Source organism: Uruburuella testudinis, from assembly GCF_022870865.1.
Lineage (GTDB): Bacteria > Pseudomonadota > Gammaproteobacteria > Burkholderiales > Neisseriaceae > Neisseria > Neisseria testudinis.
Genome location: NZ_CP091508.1, coordinates 398978 through 413054 on the forward strand (window position 1 = coordinate 398978; position 14077 = coordinate 413054).

Here is a 14077-nt window from a genome sequence, read left to right on the forward strand (position 1 = left end):
TCAATGCGCCTCCATCAAGCGGGCGAGTTGCGCGCGCGCTTCAGCAACGTTGTCGGCATCAAAGGGTTGGCGCACCCGAACCACGAAATCATGCGGGGGCAGCGATGCCTTGTGGCAGCGGAACCATTCGCGGATGGTGCGCTTCATATAGTTGCGCCGGTTGGCACGTTTGGCCGCTTTTTTGCTGACCACCAAGCCCAACCTGGGGTGTCCCAAGCCGTTGTCGCCCGATTGTAACACTTGCAATAAGGGGCGGCTGCGTTGATTTCTTAATGCAAAAACGGATGAAAAATCATCCGTTTTTAATAAGCGATACTGCTTGCCAAAGCGATTGTCCAATTTAAACGGCCAAACGTTTGCGGCCTTTGGCGCGACGGGCGGCCAAAACGGCACGACCACCGCGGGTTTTTGAGCGAACCAGGAAGCCGTGGGTGCGTTTGCGGCGGGTAACGGAAGGTTGATAAGTGCGTTTCATGTCTGTTTCCTAAATTTTATCTGAAAATCAAACCGCAAATTACACCCGAATTTAAAGGTTTTGTCAATCAATATAAATGGTTTGCGCGTAAAAGCAGGCGCAGGCCGGGGTGTGCCGTTGCAATACCGTCACAACAATGTGTTGATGGCGGTTGTGGATAAACTTCGGTATAATCCGAAAATCTTTGCAGTAATGCTCGGGCCATCTGAAAAAAGATGGGCAGCATTGAGTTTAGTGCATTGATTTTAAATATTTTCAGACGGCATCCCGTTTGATTCCACCTTTGAGCAATAACCTCATGACGCTTGCAGAATTTTGGCCGCTGTGCCTCCGACAACTTCACGACACGCTGACGCCGCAACAGTTTGATACTTGGATTGCGCCGCTGACCGTGGGTGAAGAAAACGGCGTGTGGGTGATATACGGCAAAAGCCAGTTTGCCAGCAATATGTTGCGCAATCAGTTTGCCAAGGTGTTTGAAGCGGCGCGCGAGCAATGGGCGCCGACGCAGCAGGCGTTTGTGTTTAAGGCCGGGCGCGGTCAGGTTTATGCGATGGCAGCGGCTGCAAAAGCGCCGGCTTCGGCGCAAACGCCCGAGCTTCCCGCTGCCGCGACCGCAGCAGCAGAAGCGGCTGGCCGGTCTGCCGTTCAGACGGCGGCCAAGGCGGCGGGTAAAAAAAGTGCTCAAGAAATTCTGGCTGAGCGTATGCGCCAGCTGCCTCCTGAAAGCAGCGCTTTGCAGTCTGAACCGACCGAGAAACAGGCTGAAAGCCAAAAGCAAAAACACACACAGGCGCGCGCGCATGAAGCGCAGCGTTATGTGCAAACCAATTTGTCGTCAGACTATACGTTTGCCACTTTGGTAGAAGGTAAGGGCAACCGCATTGCCGCCGCCGCCGCCCAGTCGATTGCTGAAAACCCGGGGCAGGGCTATAACCCGTTTTTCCTCTACGGCAGCACCGGTTTGGGCAAAACCCACCTGGTGCAGGCCATCGGCAACGAGCTGTTGCGCAACAAACCCGATGCCAAAGTGCGCTATATGCATTCGGATGACTATATCCGCAGCTTTATGAATGCCGTGCGCACCAACTCTTATGATGTATTCAAGCAGCAATACAAGCAATACGATTTGCTGATTATCGACGATATTCAGTTTATCAAAGGCAAAGACCGCACCATGGAAGAGTTTTTCTATCTGTATAACCACTTCCATAATGAGAAAAAACAGCTTATTCTTACCTGCGATGTGCTGCCGACCAAAATCGAAGATATGGACGACCGGCTCAAGTCGCGTTTTTCATGGGGTTTAACGCTGGAGTTGGAGCCGCCCGAGCTGGAAATGCGGGTGGCGATTCTACAAAAAAAAGCCGAAGCGGCTCATGTGGATTTGGACGAACAGGCGGCATTTTTTATCGCCAAGCACATCCGCACCAATGTGCGCGAGCTGGAAGGTGCCTTCAAGCGTGTCGAAGCCCGCAGCCGTTTTTTAAAAAAACCGATCGATATCGATTTGGCCACCGAAGCCTTGCAAGATATCGTGGCCAGCTCGTATAAAGTGATTACCGCCGATTTGATTATTGACGCGACGGCGAAATATTACCGTATAAAAATCAGTGATATACTGGGCAAGAAACGCACCCGCCAAATTGCCCGCCCCCGCCAGATTGCCATGAGCCTGACCAAAGAGCTGACCAATCTGAGCCTGCCGTCTATCGGCGATGCATTCGGCGGGCGCGACCACACCACCGTGATGCACGGCGTGAAAGCGGTGGCCAAACTGCGCGCGGAAGACCCGGAGTTGGCGCAAGATTACGAAAAACTGTTGATTATCATCCAAAATTGATTACCCCGAAGGGACAAACATGTTGATTTTACAAGCCGAACGTGATGCCTTACTCAAACCCCTGCAAGCCGTTACCGGCATTGTGGAACGCCGCCATACCCTGCCGATATTGAGTAATGTGTTGCTGGAAAACCTGCACGGCCAAACCAACATTTTGGCCACCGATTTGGAAATCCAAATCAACACCATCGGCCCGCACAGCGATGCCGAAGATTTCCGCATTACCACCAATGCCAAAAAATTGCAGGATATTTTGCGCGCCTTGCCGGAAAGCGCGTTGGTGTCGCTTGATTGGGCGCAAAACCGGCTGACCCTGAAAGCCGGCAAATCGCGCTTCAACCTGCAAACCCTGCCGGCTGAAGATTTTCCGCTGATGAGCGTGGGTGAAGAGGTGAGCGCTGTTTTCTCATTGCCGCAAGAGGCGTTTAAAAACATGCTCTCGCAAGTGCAATACAGCATGGCTGTGCAAGACATCCGCTATTATCTCAACGGCTTGCTGATGCAGGCCGAGGGCGATCAATTGCGGCTGGTGGCTACAGACGGTCACCGTTTGGCTTATTCGGGCACCACCATTGATGCCGATTTGCCCAAAGCCGAAGTGATTTTGCCGCGCAAAACCGTGCTCGAATTGTTCAAACTGTTAAATCAGCCGAGCGAACCGATTACAGTTGAGCTGCTCAATAATCAGGTGCGCTTCCGCTGCAACGACACAATCATCGTGAGCAAAGTGGTGGACGGCAAGTTTCCTGACTTCAACCGGGTGATTCCGCTCGACAACGATAAAATTTTCTTGGTCAACCGCACACAGCTGCTGGGTGCATTGGAGCGGGCGGCGATTTTGGCCAATGAAAAATTCCGCGGCGCGCGGCTGCATATCCAGCCCGGCCTGCTCAGCGTGGTGTGCAGCAACAACGAGCAGGAAGAAGCGCGCGAAGAGTTGGAAATCGCTTATCAGGGGGGTGAGCTGGAAGTGGGCTTCAACATCAGCTATCTGATGGATGTGTTGCGCAATGTGCATGCCGACGATATGCAGCTGGCGTTTGGCGATGCCAACCGCTCGACTTTGTTTACCATTCCGAATAACCCGAATTTCAAATATATTGTGATGCCGATGCGGATTTGATTCGGATAAACCAACCAACAGGCCGTCTGAAAACATGTTTTCAGACGGCCTGTTGGTTGGTGCGGTATTGAGTGCCGGAATGGGCATGATGTGTTTTTTAGGCGAAGCCCGCGCTGCCATACTGCTTACCATCACCGCCCGCAGCGAGGACAAATAGGTGTTGGTTGGTACGCCGGTTAAGCGTTTGCCAATATGTTAAGGCCGTCTGAAAACGGTGACAATGCAGTTTCAGACGGCCTTGCTTTGATGGTGTTGCCGATAACGGTGCATAACGCAGGTGTAGCGTGGGCTCCGCCCGCAAGCTTTCTGCTTAAGTTAAACCCATTCATAAAAGTAAGCGGACAAGGCGGCGAGCCAAAGACAGCATACATGTGCGGGGTTGGTTGGTTTGGTGTTTCAGCCTTGACGAAATCCGCTCTCTTCGAGCTCAGGCAGGTCGAGGCCGTTAGCTTCTTTATTATGAATGGGGTTTATGTTGATGGCATTGGAAATTGGCTGCGCACGATGTCGAGCCAGGCCCGTAATGCCGGGCTGGGTTGCTGGTGTTTTTTCCAGCCCATCGCCAGCTGCCAGCGGATTTCCGGCTGGGTTAGCGGCACGGCGGCAAAAATTTCGGGGTTCATGGTGCGGGTGTAATATTCGGGCAGCAGGGCGATGCCCATATGCCGCTCCACCATATTGGCGAGCAGATCCCATTGACTGGTGCGGCAGACTACATTAGGCGCGAAACCTTGTTGCTGGCAGGCCGTCTGAATCATGTCGTTGAGCGAGAAATTTTCGCCGAATAAAATAAAAGCTTCGTGTTGCAGGCTGCGTAAAGGCAGCGGGTGATTGTGGCGCAGGGCATCGCGGCGCATCAACACCATCAGGCGGTAGTCGCACAGCGGTATCGAGTCAAATTCGCCGGACACCGGTGCCAGCAGCTGGCCGACATCCAGCTCGTTGTTGCGCAAAGCTTTTTCAATGGCCAGCGAGCCTTCTTCCAAAAACGATAATTCAATTCCCGGCCATGCCTGCCGGAAGGCGAAAAAAGCATCGGTCAGCAGGCGGCTGCCGAGCAGCGAAATGCCGATGCGCAAGGTGCCGGTTTTGATTTGACGGTAGTCGTGTATGTCTTGCAGCAGCAAATCGCGTTCGTGCAGCAGGTTGAGCGCATGGCGGTAGACTTGTGTGCCGATGGGCGTGGGGGTGACCTGGCGTTTTTTGCGGCCGCTTTCTTTATACAGCAGCGGTATGCCCAATTGTTGCTCCAGCGCCAAGATGATTTTGCTGACGGTGGGTTGGGTCAGGTGCAGTTTGTCGGCGGCGGCAGAGAAGCTTTGCAGCCGAACCACTTCAATAAAGCAATGCAGGCTTTTGAAATCCATTATTCCAATTCCGCATAATATTGGGTTGAATAATTCATATTATGCAAAATCGGCACGCCTATAATCAAGCACATCTTTTCTCGAATCGGGTAAAAACATGGAAAAACTGATTCAATTTGTGCGCATCGGTTGCCAATTGGCCATTGTTGGGGCGGTTTGGCTGCTGGCAGAGGGCATCTGCCGCATCACTGCGCTGCCGTTGTCGTCGGGCGTGCTGGGGCTGTTTATCATGCTGGGGCTGTTGGCAGGCGGGGTGGTTAAAGTCGGTATGGTCGGGGCGGGCGCCAAATGGGTGTTGGGCGAATTGGTGTTTTTCTTTATTCCGATTATGGTATCGGTGGTGCAATATCGCGATTTATTGTGGTCGCAGGGGTGGCAGCTGTTGCTCACCATTGCCGCCGGCACGGTGCTGGTGATGCTCAGCACTGCGTTTACGCTGAATTATTGCTACCGCTTGCAACGGCGCTGGCATAAGAAATTCCATGCTTGAAACGGATAGATAATATGGATGTTGTCGCCCTTTTATGCCTGTTGTGGACTTGTGCCGCTTATTTTGCCGCCCGCAAACTGCATGCGCGCAAGCCGCTGATGATTTTGTCGCCGGTGGTTACGGTGTCGGTTGCCACGGTGTTGCTGATGCTGTTGCTGCACATTTCATACGAGCGTTATCACCACTATACCCAAGGTATCGTTTTTCTGCTGGGGCCGGTAACGGTGGCGTTTGCGGTGCCGATTTATGAAAACCGCGAAGTGATTCGCCGGCAATTGCCGATATTATCGGTGGCGATTGTGGTGGGCATGCTGGTGGGGGTGGTCAGTGCCTTTGTGATGGCGCATTGGTTTCATTTTAGTGAAGAAGTGACCAACAGCCTGATGGCGCGTTCGGTGTCGACGCCGTTTGCAGTGGTGTTGGCCGGCCAGATCGACGGCTCGGCGGCGCTGGTGTCGCTGTTTACCATTATCACCGGGTTTGTCGGCATGATTTTCGGTGATTTAATTCTGGCGTTTTCACGCATCCGTTATCATGTTGCCAATGGTGCCGCCTTGGGTAATGCGGCCCACGGCTTCGGCACCTCCCGCGCCGCGCAGCGGCATGAAACCGAAGGCGTAACCGCCAGCCTGACCATGATTTTGGCCGGCTTGTTTATGGTGATATTGGGGCCGGGCATGGTGCATCTGGTGGTTTGGCTGTTGTCTTGAACCGGTGCAAAAACGGCAACGGCTGTATCGGGTATTAGCTGAAAAAACATTCAAAATCAGGTATAATTCAAAGATTATGCGCCTGATTTCGTGATGATGAAATCCAGGCCGTCTGAAAATCCTTTCAGACGGCCTTTTCAAAGAAGCGTTTTGATTCAGCCAATGCTTCCGGCGCAAAACAGCATTTATCCAGCAAGAAAAGACATCTATGAGCGACCAGCAAAAACACGAAGAATACGGTGCCGACAGCATTCAAGTTTTAGAAGGCTTGGAAGCCGTACGCAAACGACCCGGTATGTATATCGGCGACACCCAAGACGGCTCCGGCCTGCACCACATGGTGTTTGAAGTGTTGGACAACGCCATCGACGAGGCGCTGGCCGGCCATTGCAACAAAATCGTGGTCACCATTCATGCCGACAACTCAGTCAGCATCAGCGACAACGGCCGCGGCATGCCGACCGGCATCCACCACAAAGAAGGCCGCTCTGCCGCCGAAGTGATTATGACCGTGCTGCATGCAGGCGGCAAATTCGACAACAACAGCTACAAAATTTCAGGCGGCCTGCACGGCGTGGGCGTTTCTGTGGTTAACGCCCTTTCCGACTGGGTGACGCTCACCATTTATCGCGAAGGCAAAGAACATTTTGTGCGTTTTGAAAACGGCGCCGCCGTCGCCCCTTTGAAAGTGGTGGGCGATTCCGATCAAAAAGGCACTGTTGTGCGCTTTTTGGCCAGCGAAACCACCTTCGGCGAAGTCGAATACAGCTTCGATATTCTTGCCAAGCGCATCCGCGAGCTTTCCTTCCTGAACAACGGTGTCGATATCGAGCTCACCGACAAGCGCGACGGCAAACATGAAAACTTTGCCTTTTCAGGCGGCGTGGCCGGTTTTGTGCAATACATGAACCGCAAGAAAAACCCGCTGCACGAAAAAATCTTTCACGCTTTCGGCGAAAAAGACGGCATGAGCGTGGAGTGCGCCATGCAGTGGAACGACAGCTACCAAGAATCGGTGCAGTGTTTCACCAACAACATTCCCCAGCGCGACGGCGGCACCCACCTGACCGCATTGCGCCAAGTGATGACCCGCACCATCAACAGCTATATCGAAGCCAACGAAGTGGCCAAAAAAGCCAAAGTCGATACCAGCGGCGACGATATGCGCGAAGGCCTCACCTGCGTATTATCCGTGAAACTGCCTGATCCCAAATTCTCATCGCAAACCAAAGACAAACTGGTATCCGGCGAAATCGGCCCCGTGGTCAACGAAGTGATTAACCAGGCGCTGACCGAATTTTTAGAAGAGCATCCGGCCGAAGCCAAAATCATTACCGGCAAAATCGTTGATGCCGCCCGTGCCCGCGAAGCCGCCCGCAAAGCGCGTGAAATCACCCGCCGCAAAGGCGTGATGGACGGCTTGGGGTTGCCGGGCAAGCTGGCCGACTGCCAAGAAAAAGATCCTGCTTTATCAGAGCTGTATCTGGTCGAGGGCGATTCTGCCGGCGGCTCGGCCAAGCAAGGGCGTGACCGTAAATTCCAGGCCATCCTGCCGCTGAAAGGCAAAATTTTAAATGTGGAAAAAGCCCGCTTTGAAAAAATGCTTGCCAGCCAAGAGGTTGCTACGCTGATTACCGCATTGGGCGCAGGTATCGGCAAAGAGGAATTCAACCCCGAAAAACTGCGTTACCACCGCATCATCATCATGACCGATGCCGACGTAGACGGCGCCCACATCCGCACCCTGCTGCTCACCTTTTTCTACCGCCAAATGCCCGAGCTGGTAGAGCGCGGCTATATCTACATTGCCCAGCCGCCGCTTTATAAAGCTAAGCACGGCAAGCAGGAGCGTTATCTGAAAGACGAATTCGAGAAAGACCAATTCCTGCTCGGCCTCGCCTTGGATAAAGCCCAAATCGTTTCAGACGGCCTCATTCTCGACGGCGAAGCGTTGGCCAAAACCGCCAAGCAATTCCTGCTGGCCAAAACCGTTATCGAGCAAGAAAGCCGGGTGATTGATAACTTGGTATTGCAAGCATTGCTCTACGCGGATGAGGTGGATTTGAGCAGCACCGAATCCACCGATGCCGCCATTGCCATGCTCAACCCGCTGCTGGATGAAAAAGAAGTGGCGCTCGAACGGGTGGACGGCCATGAAGGCAGCCATTTCATCAAAATCACCCGCAAGCTGCACGGCAATGTGATGATCAGCTATATCGAGCCGAAATTTCTCGGCAGCAAAGCTTATCAAACCCTCATACAAACCGCCGCCATGCTCAAAGGCTTGATCGGTGAAAATGCCGAAGTGGTCAAAGGCGACACCCGCCAGCCCGTTACCAGCTTCGCACAAGCGCTTGATATTTTGATGAATGCCGCCCAAAAAGGCATGTCGATTCAGCGCTACAAAGGTTTGGGCGAGATGAACCCCGAGCAACTGTGGGAAACCACCATGGATCCCGCCGTGCGCCGCTTGCTGAAAGTGCGCATCGAAGACGCCATCGCGGCCGATGAAGTGTTTGTGACCCTGATGGGTGACGAAGTCGAACCCCGCCGCGCATTTATCGAAAACAATGCATTGGTGGCGCAGAATATCGACGTTTGATGACGTGATTTGAGTAAAGGCCGTCTGAAACAGCAAAGGTTTCAGACGGCCTTTTGATTGCCGTTTGCTTTATACCCATTCACAAAAATAAGCCAACGCGTTAGCTTATTTTTGTGAATGGGTATAAATTAAACAGCCATCAGATATTATGAGCGGCAGGCGGCCAAACAATCTTTTACCAGCCCGGTGCCGGCGTATACCAAGCCGCTGTAAACCTGTACGGCGGTGGCACCGAGGCGCAGCTTGTCGGCGGCATCTTCACCGGTCATGATGCCGCCCACGCCGATGATGGGCAGTTTGCCCTCGAGGTGCGCAGCCAGTTGTTGCAGCACGTGGTTGGCGGCTTTGCGCACGGGCAGGCCGCTGAGGCCGCCTTGTTCGCCTGCGAGCGGGTGGGTGCCGAGCGGGGATTTGTCGATGGTGGTATTGGTGGCGATGATGCCGTCCATTTCGGTTTGCACCACCATATGGGCGATGTCGGCGATTTGGGCTTCATCCAAATCAGGCGCGATTTTGACCGCCAGCGGCACGTAGCGGCCATGCGCGGCGGCCAGTTGCGCCTGCTTGTTTTTCAAGGCGGTGAGTAGGGCGCTCAATTCATCGCCGCCTTGCAGAGCGCGCAGGTTTTTGGTGTTGGGCGAGGAAATGTTCACCGTGATGTAGCCGGCGTGGGCATAGGCTTTTTCAAGGCAGATCAGGTAATCGTCGGCGGCCTGTTCGATCGGGGTAGCGGCGTTTTTGCCGATATTGATGCCGAGTATGCCATTGAAACGGCTGTGTTCGATGTTTTTAATCATGGCATCAATGCCGTGGTTGTTGAAGCCCATGCGGTTAATTACCGCCTGGTGTTCAGGCACGCGGAACAGGCGCGGTTTGGGGTTGCCTTCTTGCGGGCGCGGGGTCACGGTGCCGATTTCGATAAAGCCGAAACCCAGTGCCGCCAGCGCATCGATATATTGGCCGTTTTTATCCAGCCCTGCGGCCAGGCCGATGGGATTGGGCAAGTCTAAGCCCATCAGGCGGGTGGGGCAGGTCTGACGGTTGACTGCGGGCAGCAGGCCGAGCTTGTAGGCGCGGTTGAGCCCGTTGAGTGTGAGATGGTGGGCTTGTTCGGCATCGAGTTTGAACAGCAGTGGGCGGAGCAGGGAATACATATTGAGGCCGTCTGAAGAGTGGGTGGATGGATTTTATTTTACCTGATTATGTGTATTTAAAAAAATAGCCCGGCAGCACCGCTTATTTTAAATATGAGTATGATCGGTTTTAGGACATCATGACTATTCGTTTCGAGGAATTTTTGCCTCTGGTTGCGCAGCTGCGGCGTTCACAAGCCCGACAAGGTGTCGGTTTGGTCAAACCTGTTTTGCGGCCGATGTTTTATGGTTTTCAGTAGTATTAATAGCCATTATCGTTTATAGTGGATTTTATTATCTGCCTGAAGGAGTAATGAATATGAGCAAGCGTATTGAAAAAGACACCATGGGCGAAGTGGCGGTGCCTGCTGAAGCTTATTGGGGCGCGCAAACCCAGCGCAGCCGTGATAATTTTAAAATCGGCGGCGAAACCCTGCCGGCACCGATGATTCATGCCATGGCTTTGGTTAAAAAAGCCGCCGCCATCACCAATGCCGAGTTGGGGCGCCTGGATGAGGCGCGGAAAAACCTGATTGTGCAGGCGGCGGATGAAGTGATTGCGGGCGGTTTGGCCGACCAGTTTCCGCTGGTGGTGTGGCAAACCGGTTCGGGCACGCAGTCGAACATGAACATCAACGAAGTTTTGGCCAACCGCGCCAATGAGCTGGCCGGCGAGCCGCGCGGCAGTTATCGGCCGGTGCACCCCAATGACCATGTCAATCAGGCGCAATCTACCAACGACAGCTTTCCCACTGCCATTCATGTGGCCGCCGCGGTGGAAATCAACCGTTTGCTGATACCGAATATTCGAGCCTTGCGCGATACTTTGCAGCAAAAAGCTGCCGCATTCGACAGCATTGTCAAAATCGGCCGTACCCATTTGCAAGATGCCACGCCGCTCACGCTGGGGCAGGAATTCAGCGCTTATGTGAGCCAGCTCGATCATGCGCTGCTGCGGCTGGATGCGGCCTTGCAAGGCTTGTATGAATTGCCGTTGGGCGGCACCGCCGTGGGCACGGGGCTCAATAGTCATCCCGATTATGCGGTGCGCGCTGCCGAAACGCTGGCCGGCCTGACCGGGCTGCCGTTTGTGACCGCGCCAAACAAATTTGAGGCGCTGGCCGCCCGCGATGCGGCCGTGTTTGCCAGTGGCGCGCTGAAAACGCTGGCAGCCGGTTTGAATAAAATCGCCAATGATATCCGTTGGCTAGCCAGCGGGCCGCGCTGCGGATTGGGCGAACTGCGGATTCCCGAAAACGAACCGGGCTCATCGATTATGCCGGGCAAAGTCAACCCCACCCAAAGTGAAGCGATGACGATGGTGGCGGCACAGGTGTTCGGCAACGACACCACCATCGGCATGGCCGGCGCATCGGGCAATTTTGAGCTCAACGTGTTTATGCCGGTGATTGCTTATAATCTGCTGCAATCCATCCGTCTGCTCGGCGACAGTTGCGACAGCTTCAACCGTCACTGTGCCGCCGGTATCGAGCCGGTGCGCGACAAAATCGATCACTATCTGCACGATTCGCTGATGCTGGTTACCGCGCTCAACCGCCATATCGGCTATGAAAACGCCGCCAAAATCGCCAAAACGGCTTATCGGGAAAATAAAACGCTCAAGCAGGTGGCGGCTGAATTGAATTTGGTCAGCGAAGCAGAATTTGATGCTTGGGTACAGCCCGAAGAAATGGTGCGGCCGAAGTAAGAGTATGCGGGTGTCGTAAGTGGGTATGGAAGCACAGTATCATTGAGCCTGTAAATGGATAGCAAACAACAGGCCGTCTGAAAAGCACCGTGGCGGTGTTTCAGACGGCCTGTTGTTTGGGCAGTGCGTTGTGCCTACCAGTTTTTATCCAATGTTTCTTGCACTTTGGCTTCCACTTCGGCGCGCAAGCGGCGGCCGAGCAGGCTGCTGAGCGGGTCTTCCGGGGTGTAGTCGACCAGCTCGGGCGCTTTAATCACATCGCGCGCCACGCTGTAAACGTTGCCGTAGTCGTCGATCAGGCCGACTTTTTTGGCTTCGTTGCCGGTGTAGATGCGGCCGCTGAAAATATCGGGGGTTTGCGTTTCGTTGATGCGGTTGCCGCGGCCGAGTTTGACCGATTTGATGAATTCCTGATGGATATCATCGAGCATTTCGGTCCAGATGGCTTGCTGTTCGGGCGTTTCGGGGGTGAAGGGGTCGCCCATGCCTTTGTTGCTGCCGGCAGTTTTCAAGCGGCGTTTGATGCCGAGTTTGTCCATCAGGCCGGTAAAGTCAAAGCCGCCGCCGATAACGCCGATACTGCCGACAATGCTGGAGGGGTCGGCATAAATTTTGTCGGCGGCAGCGGCGATGTAGTAGCAGCCGGAAGCGCACATGTCTTCAGCCACCACATACAGCGGAATGTTTTGATGGGCGGCTTTGATGCGGCGGATTTCGTTAAAGGCGATGTTCGACACCACGGGCGAACCGCCGGGGCTGTTGGCGCGGATGATGATGCCTTTCACGCTTTTGTTGGCATAGGCCCTTTCCAGGCTGTCGCGCAACATGGCCACTTGGTCGGTGTAGGCATCGCCGATGGTGCCGTTGAGGTTGATGACGGCGGTGTGCCGGCCTTTGGCAAGGGTGGTGGGTTCGCCGCCACTGCTGCCGCAGCTGCGCAGGCTGACCAGCACTGCTAAAAACAGCAGCACGGCCACGCCGCGCCAGATGTTGCGCCACAAGCGGGCGCGGCGTTGCTCCTGATAGGCTTCGAGCAGTACATCGCGCAAAGTGTCTTGCGCCCAGCCATGTTGGGTGGTGGGGGCGGATGGCGGCAGGTTGTCGCCTTCGCGGCGGATACGGTATCGCATATAGGTTCCGTGGTTGGATGAGGTTGGGGCTATTGTAGGCGTATTGAGGCCGTCTGAAAAGGAAAGGTTCGCATTTGGGGATTTTGGCTGACTGATGAAACGCGGTAGGCATCATCATCTTGCGCAGCTTTTTAACGCAGCAGATGTGCTTTTGCGCAAAAAATCTGAATAATTCTGAATGGTCAGGACACCCTTAGAGTGTACGCAGAAAGCCGGGCAGCTCTGTCAGGCTGCTTAACACAGTCAGGCATGGGGCGCTTTGCAGCTGGGCGGCATGATGTGCGCCGGTGCTGACGGCAATGGCGCGGGCACGGGCATTGGCGGCCATTTCCAAATCATAAGTGGTATCACCGACCACAACGGCATCGGCAGGGCTCAAACCCAGCTCATCGCATAATTCCAAAACCATATCCGGCGCGGGCTTGGAAGGGCATTCGCTGGCGCAGCGGGTAGCCAGCCAGAAAGCGGCGGTGCCGGTTTGGGCAATGGCGCCGTCTAAGCCGCTGCGGCCTTTACCGGTAGCCACGGCCAGCCAGTAGCCTTGCTGTTTGAGTGTTTCCAAACAGGGCAGGGCGCTGTCGAACAGGCGCATATTGTGGTTGTTGGGGTTGAGGTAGTGGCTGCTGTAGGTGTGCATCAGTTTTTCACGCAAGGCTTCATCGGCTCGCGGGGTCAGCGCTGCGACAATCCGCGCCAGGCTGTAGCCGATAAAAGGGCGCACGGCCTCGGCAGCGGGGGCATCCAGGCCGTGTTCTTCAAAAGCCGCCTGCATGGTTTTGATAATCGGGCCGGTGGTGTCGGCAAGCGTGCCGTCCCAATCGAAAATAATCAGTTTTGGAGCCATGGCTTTCCTTTCAGACGGCCTTTGCCGTGTGATACCCATTCACGAAAACAAGCCGATAAGGCGATGATTGTTGCGTATGGGCATGATGGGCGCGTATCAAGATAATTCTGAATACTATAGCAAAGTTTTAAGGCATACACACAGCTTTAATGTATCCGCAGCAAACCTGTCGGAAAACAGAGGCCGTCTGAAAAAATACCGCTTTTCAGACGGCCTGTTGCGCATTCAAGAACACAAGCGGGCAAAGCAGGCTTGTGCAGGCAGGCGCTTGGTTTGAACGGATAGTGTGCAGCGGTGCCGCCGATATTAAGGTGTTTGGCGGTAAACCGGTATTTTTCGCGACAAAAGGCGCAGTTCCTGTTCGGTGTCTTCGATTAATTCAACCGCTGTGCAGTTGAGCCCCTTGGCCAGTTTGAAAATGGTAACCAGCGAGGGCTGCTGCTGCCCCAGCTCTAAAGTGCTGACGTAAACCCGTTGGATATCGGCTTCAAAAGCCAGTTGTTCTTGCGTGAGTTTCATTTCTTTTCTGCGTTTTCGTAATGCCTTGCCAAAGGCGGTGGGGATAGCTTCCAAAATCTTCTCCTACAGTTGTAGGAATTTCATCAGTATGCTATGCTCAAGTCTTCATACTATTACATGAATTATTAAATTT

14 protein-coding genes are annotated in these 14077 nt (G+C 54.1%); 7 read left to right on the forward strand and 7 right to left on the reverse strand.

Going from position 1 to position 14077, the window contains the following annotated elements:
• Both rnpA and rpmH read right to left on the reverse strand, forming a co-directional pair.
• Entirely contained in the window at positions 1-339 is a 339-nt protein-coding gene (rnpA, locus tag LVJ83_RS01790; protein WP_244785735.1) for a ribonuclease P protein component, read from the reverse strand.
• Position 340: 1 nt separating this feature from the next.
• Complete coding sequence (gene rpmH / locus LVJ83_RS01795; protein WP_004283944.1) at positions 341-475, reverse strand: 50S ribosomal protein L34; 135 nt, start codon at positions 473-475, stop codon at positions 341-343.
• Positions 476-773: 298 nt separating this feature from the next.
• Here rpmH and dnaA point away from each other — a divergent pair, with 298 nt between their 5' ends.
• The 3 genes from dnaA to LVJ83_RS13560 are packed head-to-tail and all read left to right on the forward strand — an operon-like array spanning position 774 to position 3598.
• Entirely contained in the window at positions 774-2318 is a 1545-nt protein-coding gene (gene dnaA / locus LVJ83_RS01800) for a chromosomal replication initiator protein DnaA (protein WP_244785737.1), read from the forward strand.
• A gap of 19 nt (positions 2319-2337) precedes the next feature.
• Complete coding sequence (dnaN, locus tag LVJ83_RS01805) at positions 2338-3441, forward strand: DNA polymerase III subunit beta (protein ID WP_244785739.1); 1104 nt, start codon at positions 2338-2340, stop codon at positions 3439-3441.
• A gap of 34 nt (positions 3442-3475) precedes the next feature.
• A complete protein-coding gene (locus LVJ83_RS13560) occupies positions 3476-3598 on the forward strand; it encodes a hypothetical protein (protein WP_280515220.1) in 123 nt (40 codons plus the stop codon).
• 313 nt (positions 3599-3911) lie between these two features.
• Here the strand turns inward: LVJ83_RS13560 and LVJ83_RS01810 are convergent, their stop codons facing one another.
• Positions 3912-4808: a LysR family transcriptional regulator gene (locus LVJ83_RS01810; RefSeq protein ID WP_244785741.1), complete on the reverse strand. Its 897-nt coding sequence runs from the start codon at positions 4806-4808 to the stop codon at positions 3912-3914.
• Positions 4809-4905: 97 nt separating this feature from the next.
• Between LVJ83_RS01810 and LVJ83_RS01815 the strand changes: the two genes are divergently transcribed.
• From LVJ83_RS01815 to gyrB, 3 genes are all read left to right on the forward strand, one after another.
• Positions 4906-5298, forward strand: a complete 393-nt coding sequence (locus tag LVJ83_RS01815; protein WP_244785743.1) for a CidA/LrgA family protein — start codon at positions 4906-4908, stop codon at positions 5296-5298.
• Between the two features lie 14 nt (positions 5299-5312).
• Positions 5313-6008 (forward strand): LrgB family protein, encoded by a 696-nt coding sequence (locus LVJ83_RS01820; protein WP_244785745.1) that lies wholly within the window; start codon positions 5313-5315, stop codon positions 6006-6008.
• A gap of 208 nt (positions 6009-6216) precedes the next feature.
• Positions 6217-8610, forward strand: a complete 2394-nt coding sequence (gyrB, locus tag LVJ83_RS01825; protein WP_244785747.1) for a DNA topoisomerase (ATP-hydrolyzing) subunit B — start codon at positions 6217-6219, stop codon at positions 8608-8610.
• 146 nt (positions 8611-8756) lie between these two features.
• Here gyrB and LVJ83_RS01830 read toward each other — a convergent pair whose 3' ends face one another.
• The gene (locus LVJ83_RS01830; RefSeq protein WP_244785749.1) at positions 8757-9764 is read right to left on the reverse strand and encodes a quinone-dependent dihydroorotate dehydrogenase; all 1008 of its coding nucleotides are present in this window, start codon (positions 9762-9764) and stop codon (positions 8757-8759) included.
• Between the two features lie 298 nt (positions 9765-10062).
• On the opposite strand from LVJ83_RS01830, the gene fumC reads away from it, so the two are divergent.
• A complete protein-coding gene (gene fumC / locus LVJ83_RS01835) occupies positions 10063-11451 on the forward strand; it encodes a class II fumarate hydratase (protein ID WP_244785752.1) in 1389 nt (462 codons plus the stop codon).
• A 134-nt stretch (positions 11452-11585) separates the two neighbouring features.
• Here fumC and LVJ83_RS01840 read toward each other — a convergent pair whose 3' ends face one another.
• The 3 genes from LVJ83_RS01840 to LVJ83_RS01850 form a co-directional block, all read right to left on the reverse strand.
• A complete protein-coding gene (locus LVJ83_RS01840) occupies positions 11586-12581 on the reverse strand; it encodes a S49 family peptidase (RefSeq protein ID WP_244785754.1) in 996 nt (331 codons plus the stop codon).
• 193 nt (positions 12582-12774) lie between these two features.
• A complete protein-coding gene (locus LVJ83_RS01845; protein WP_244785756.1) occupies positions 12775-13425 on the reverse strand; it encodes an HAD-IA family hydrolase in 651 nt (216 codons plus the stop codon).
• Between the two features lie 306 nt (positions 13426-13731).
• Positions 13732-13998: a helix-turn-helix domain-containing protein gene (locus LVJ83_RS01850; protein WP_280515221.1), complete on the reverse strand. Its 267-nt coding sequence runs from the start codon at positions 13996-13998 to the stop codon at positions 13732-13734.
• Positions 13999-14077: the final 79 nt, after the last annotated feature.

Bases quoted from the DNA above. Each gene is read 5' to 3' on its own strand.
- fumC (WP_244785752.1), top strand. From the start codon at position 10,063: ATGAGCAAGCGTATTGAAAAAGACACCATGGGCGAAGTGGCGGTGCCT.
- LVJ83_RS01815 (WP_244785743.1), top strand. From the start codon at position 4,906: ATGGAAAAACTGATTCAATTTGTGCGCATCGGTTGCCAATTGGCCATT.
- rpmH (WP_004283944.1), bottom strand. From the start codon at position 475: ATGAAACGCACTTATCAACCTTCCGTTACCCGCCGCAAACGCACCCAC.
- dnaA (WP_244785737.1), top strand. From the start codon at position 774: ATGACGCTTGCAGAATTTTGGCCGCTGTGCCTCCGACAACTTCACGAC.
- LVJ83_RS01820 (WP_244785745.1), top strand. From the start codon at position 5,313: ATGGATGTTGTCGCCCTTTTATGCCTGTTGTGGACTTGTGCCGCTTAT.
- LVJ83_RS01845 (WP_244785756.1), bottom strand. From the start codon at position 13,425: ATGGCTCCAAAACTGATTATTTTCGATTGGGACGGCACGCTTGCCGAC.
- LVJ83_RS01830 (WP_244785749.1), bottom strand. From the start codon at position 9,764: ATGTATTCCCTGCTCCGCCCACTGCTGTTCAAACTCGATGCCGAACAA.
- gyrB (WP_244785747.1), top strand. From the start codon at position 6,217: ATGAGCGACCAGCAAAAACACGAAGAATACGGTGCCGACAGCATTCAA.
- LVJ83_RS01810 (WP_244785741.1), bottom strand. From the start codon at position 4,808: ATGGATTTCAAAAGCCTGCATTGCTTTATTGAAGTGGTTCGGCTGCAA.
- dnaN (WP_244785739.1), top strand. From the start codon at position 2,338: ATGTTGATTTTACAAGCCGAACGTGATGCCTTACTCAAACCCCTGCAA.
- LVJ83_RS01840 (WP_244785754.1), bottom strand. From the start codon at position 12,581: ATGCGATACCGTATCCGCCGCGAAGGCGACAACCTGCCGCCATCCGCC.
- LVJ83_RS13560 (WP_280515220.1), top strand. From the start codon at position 3,476: ATGTTTTCAGACGGCCTGTTGGTTGGTGCGGTATTGAGTGCCGGAATG.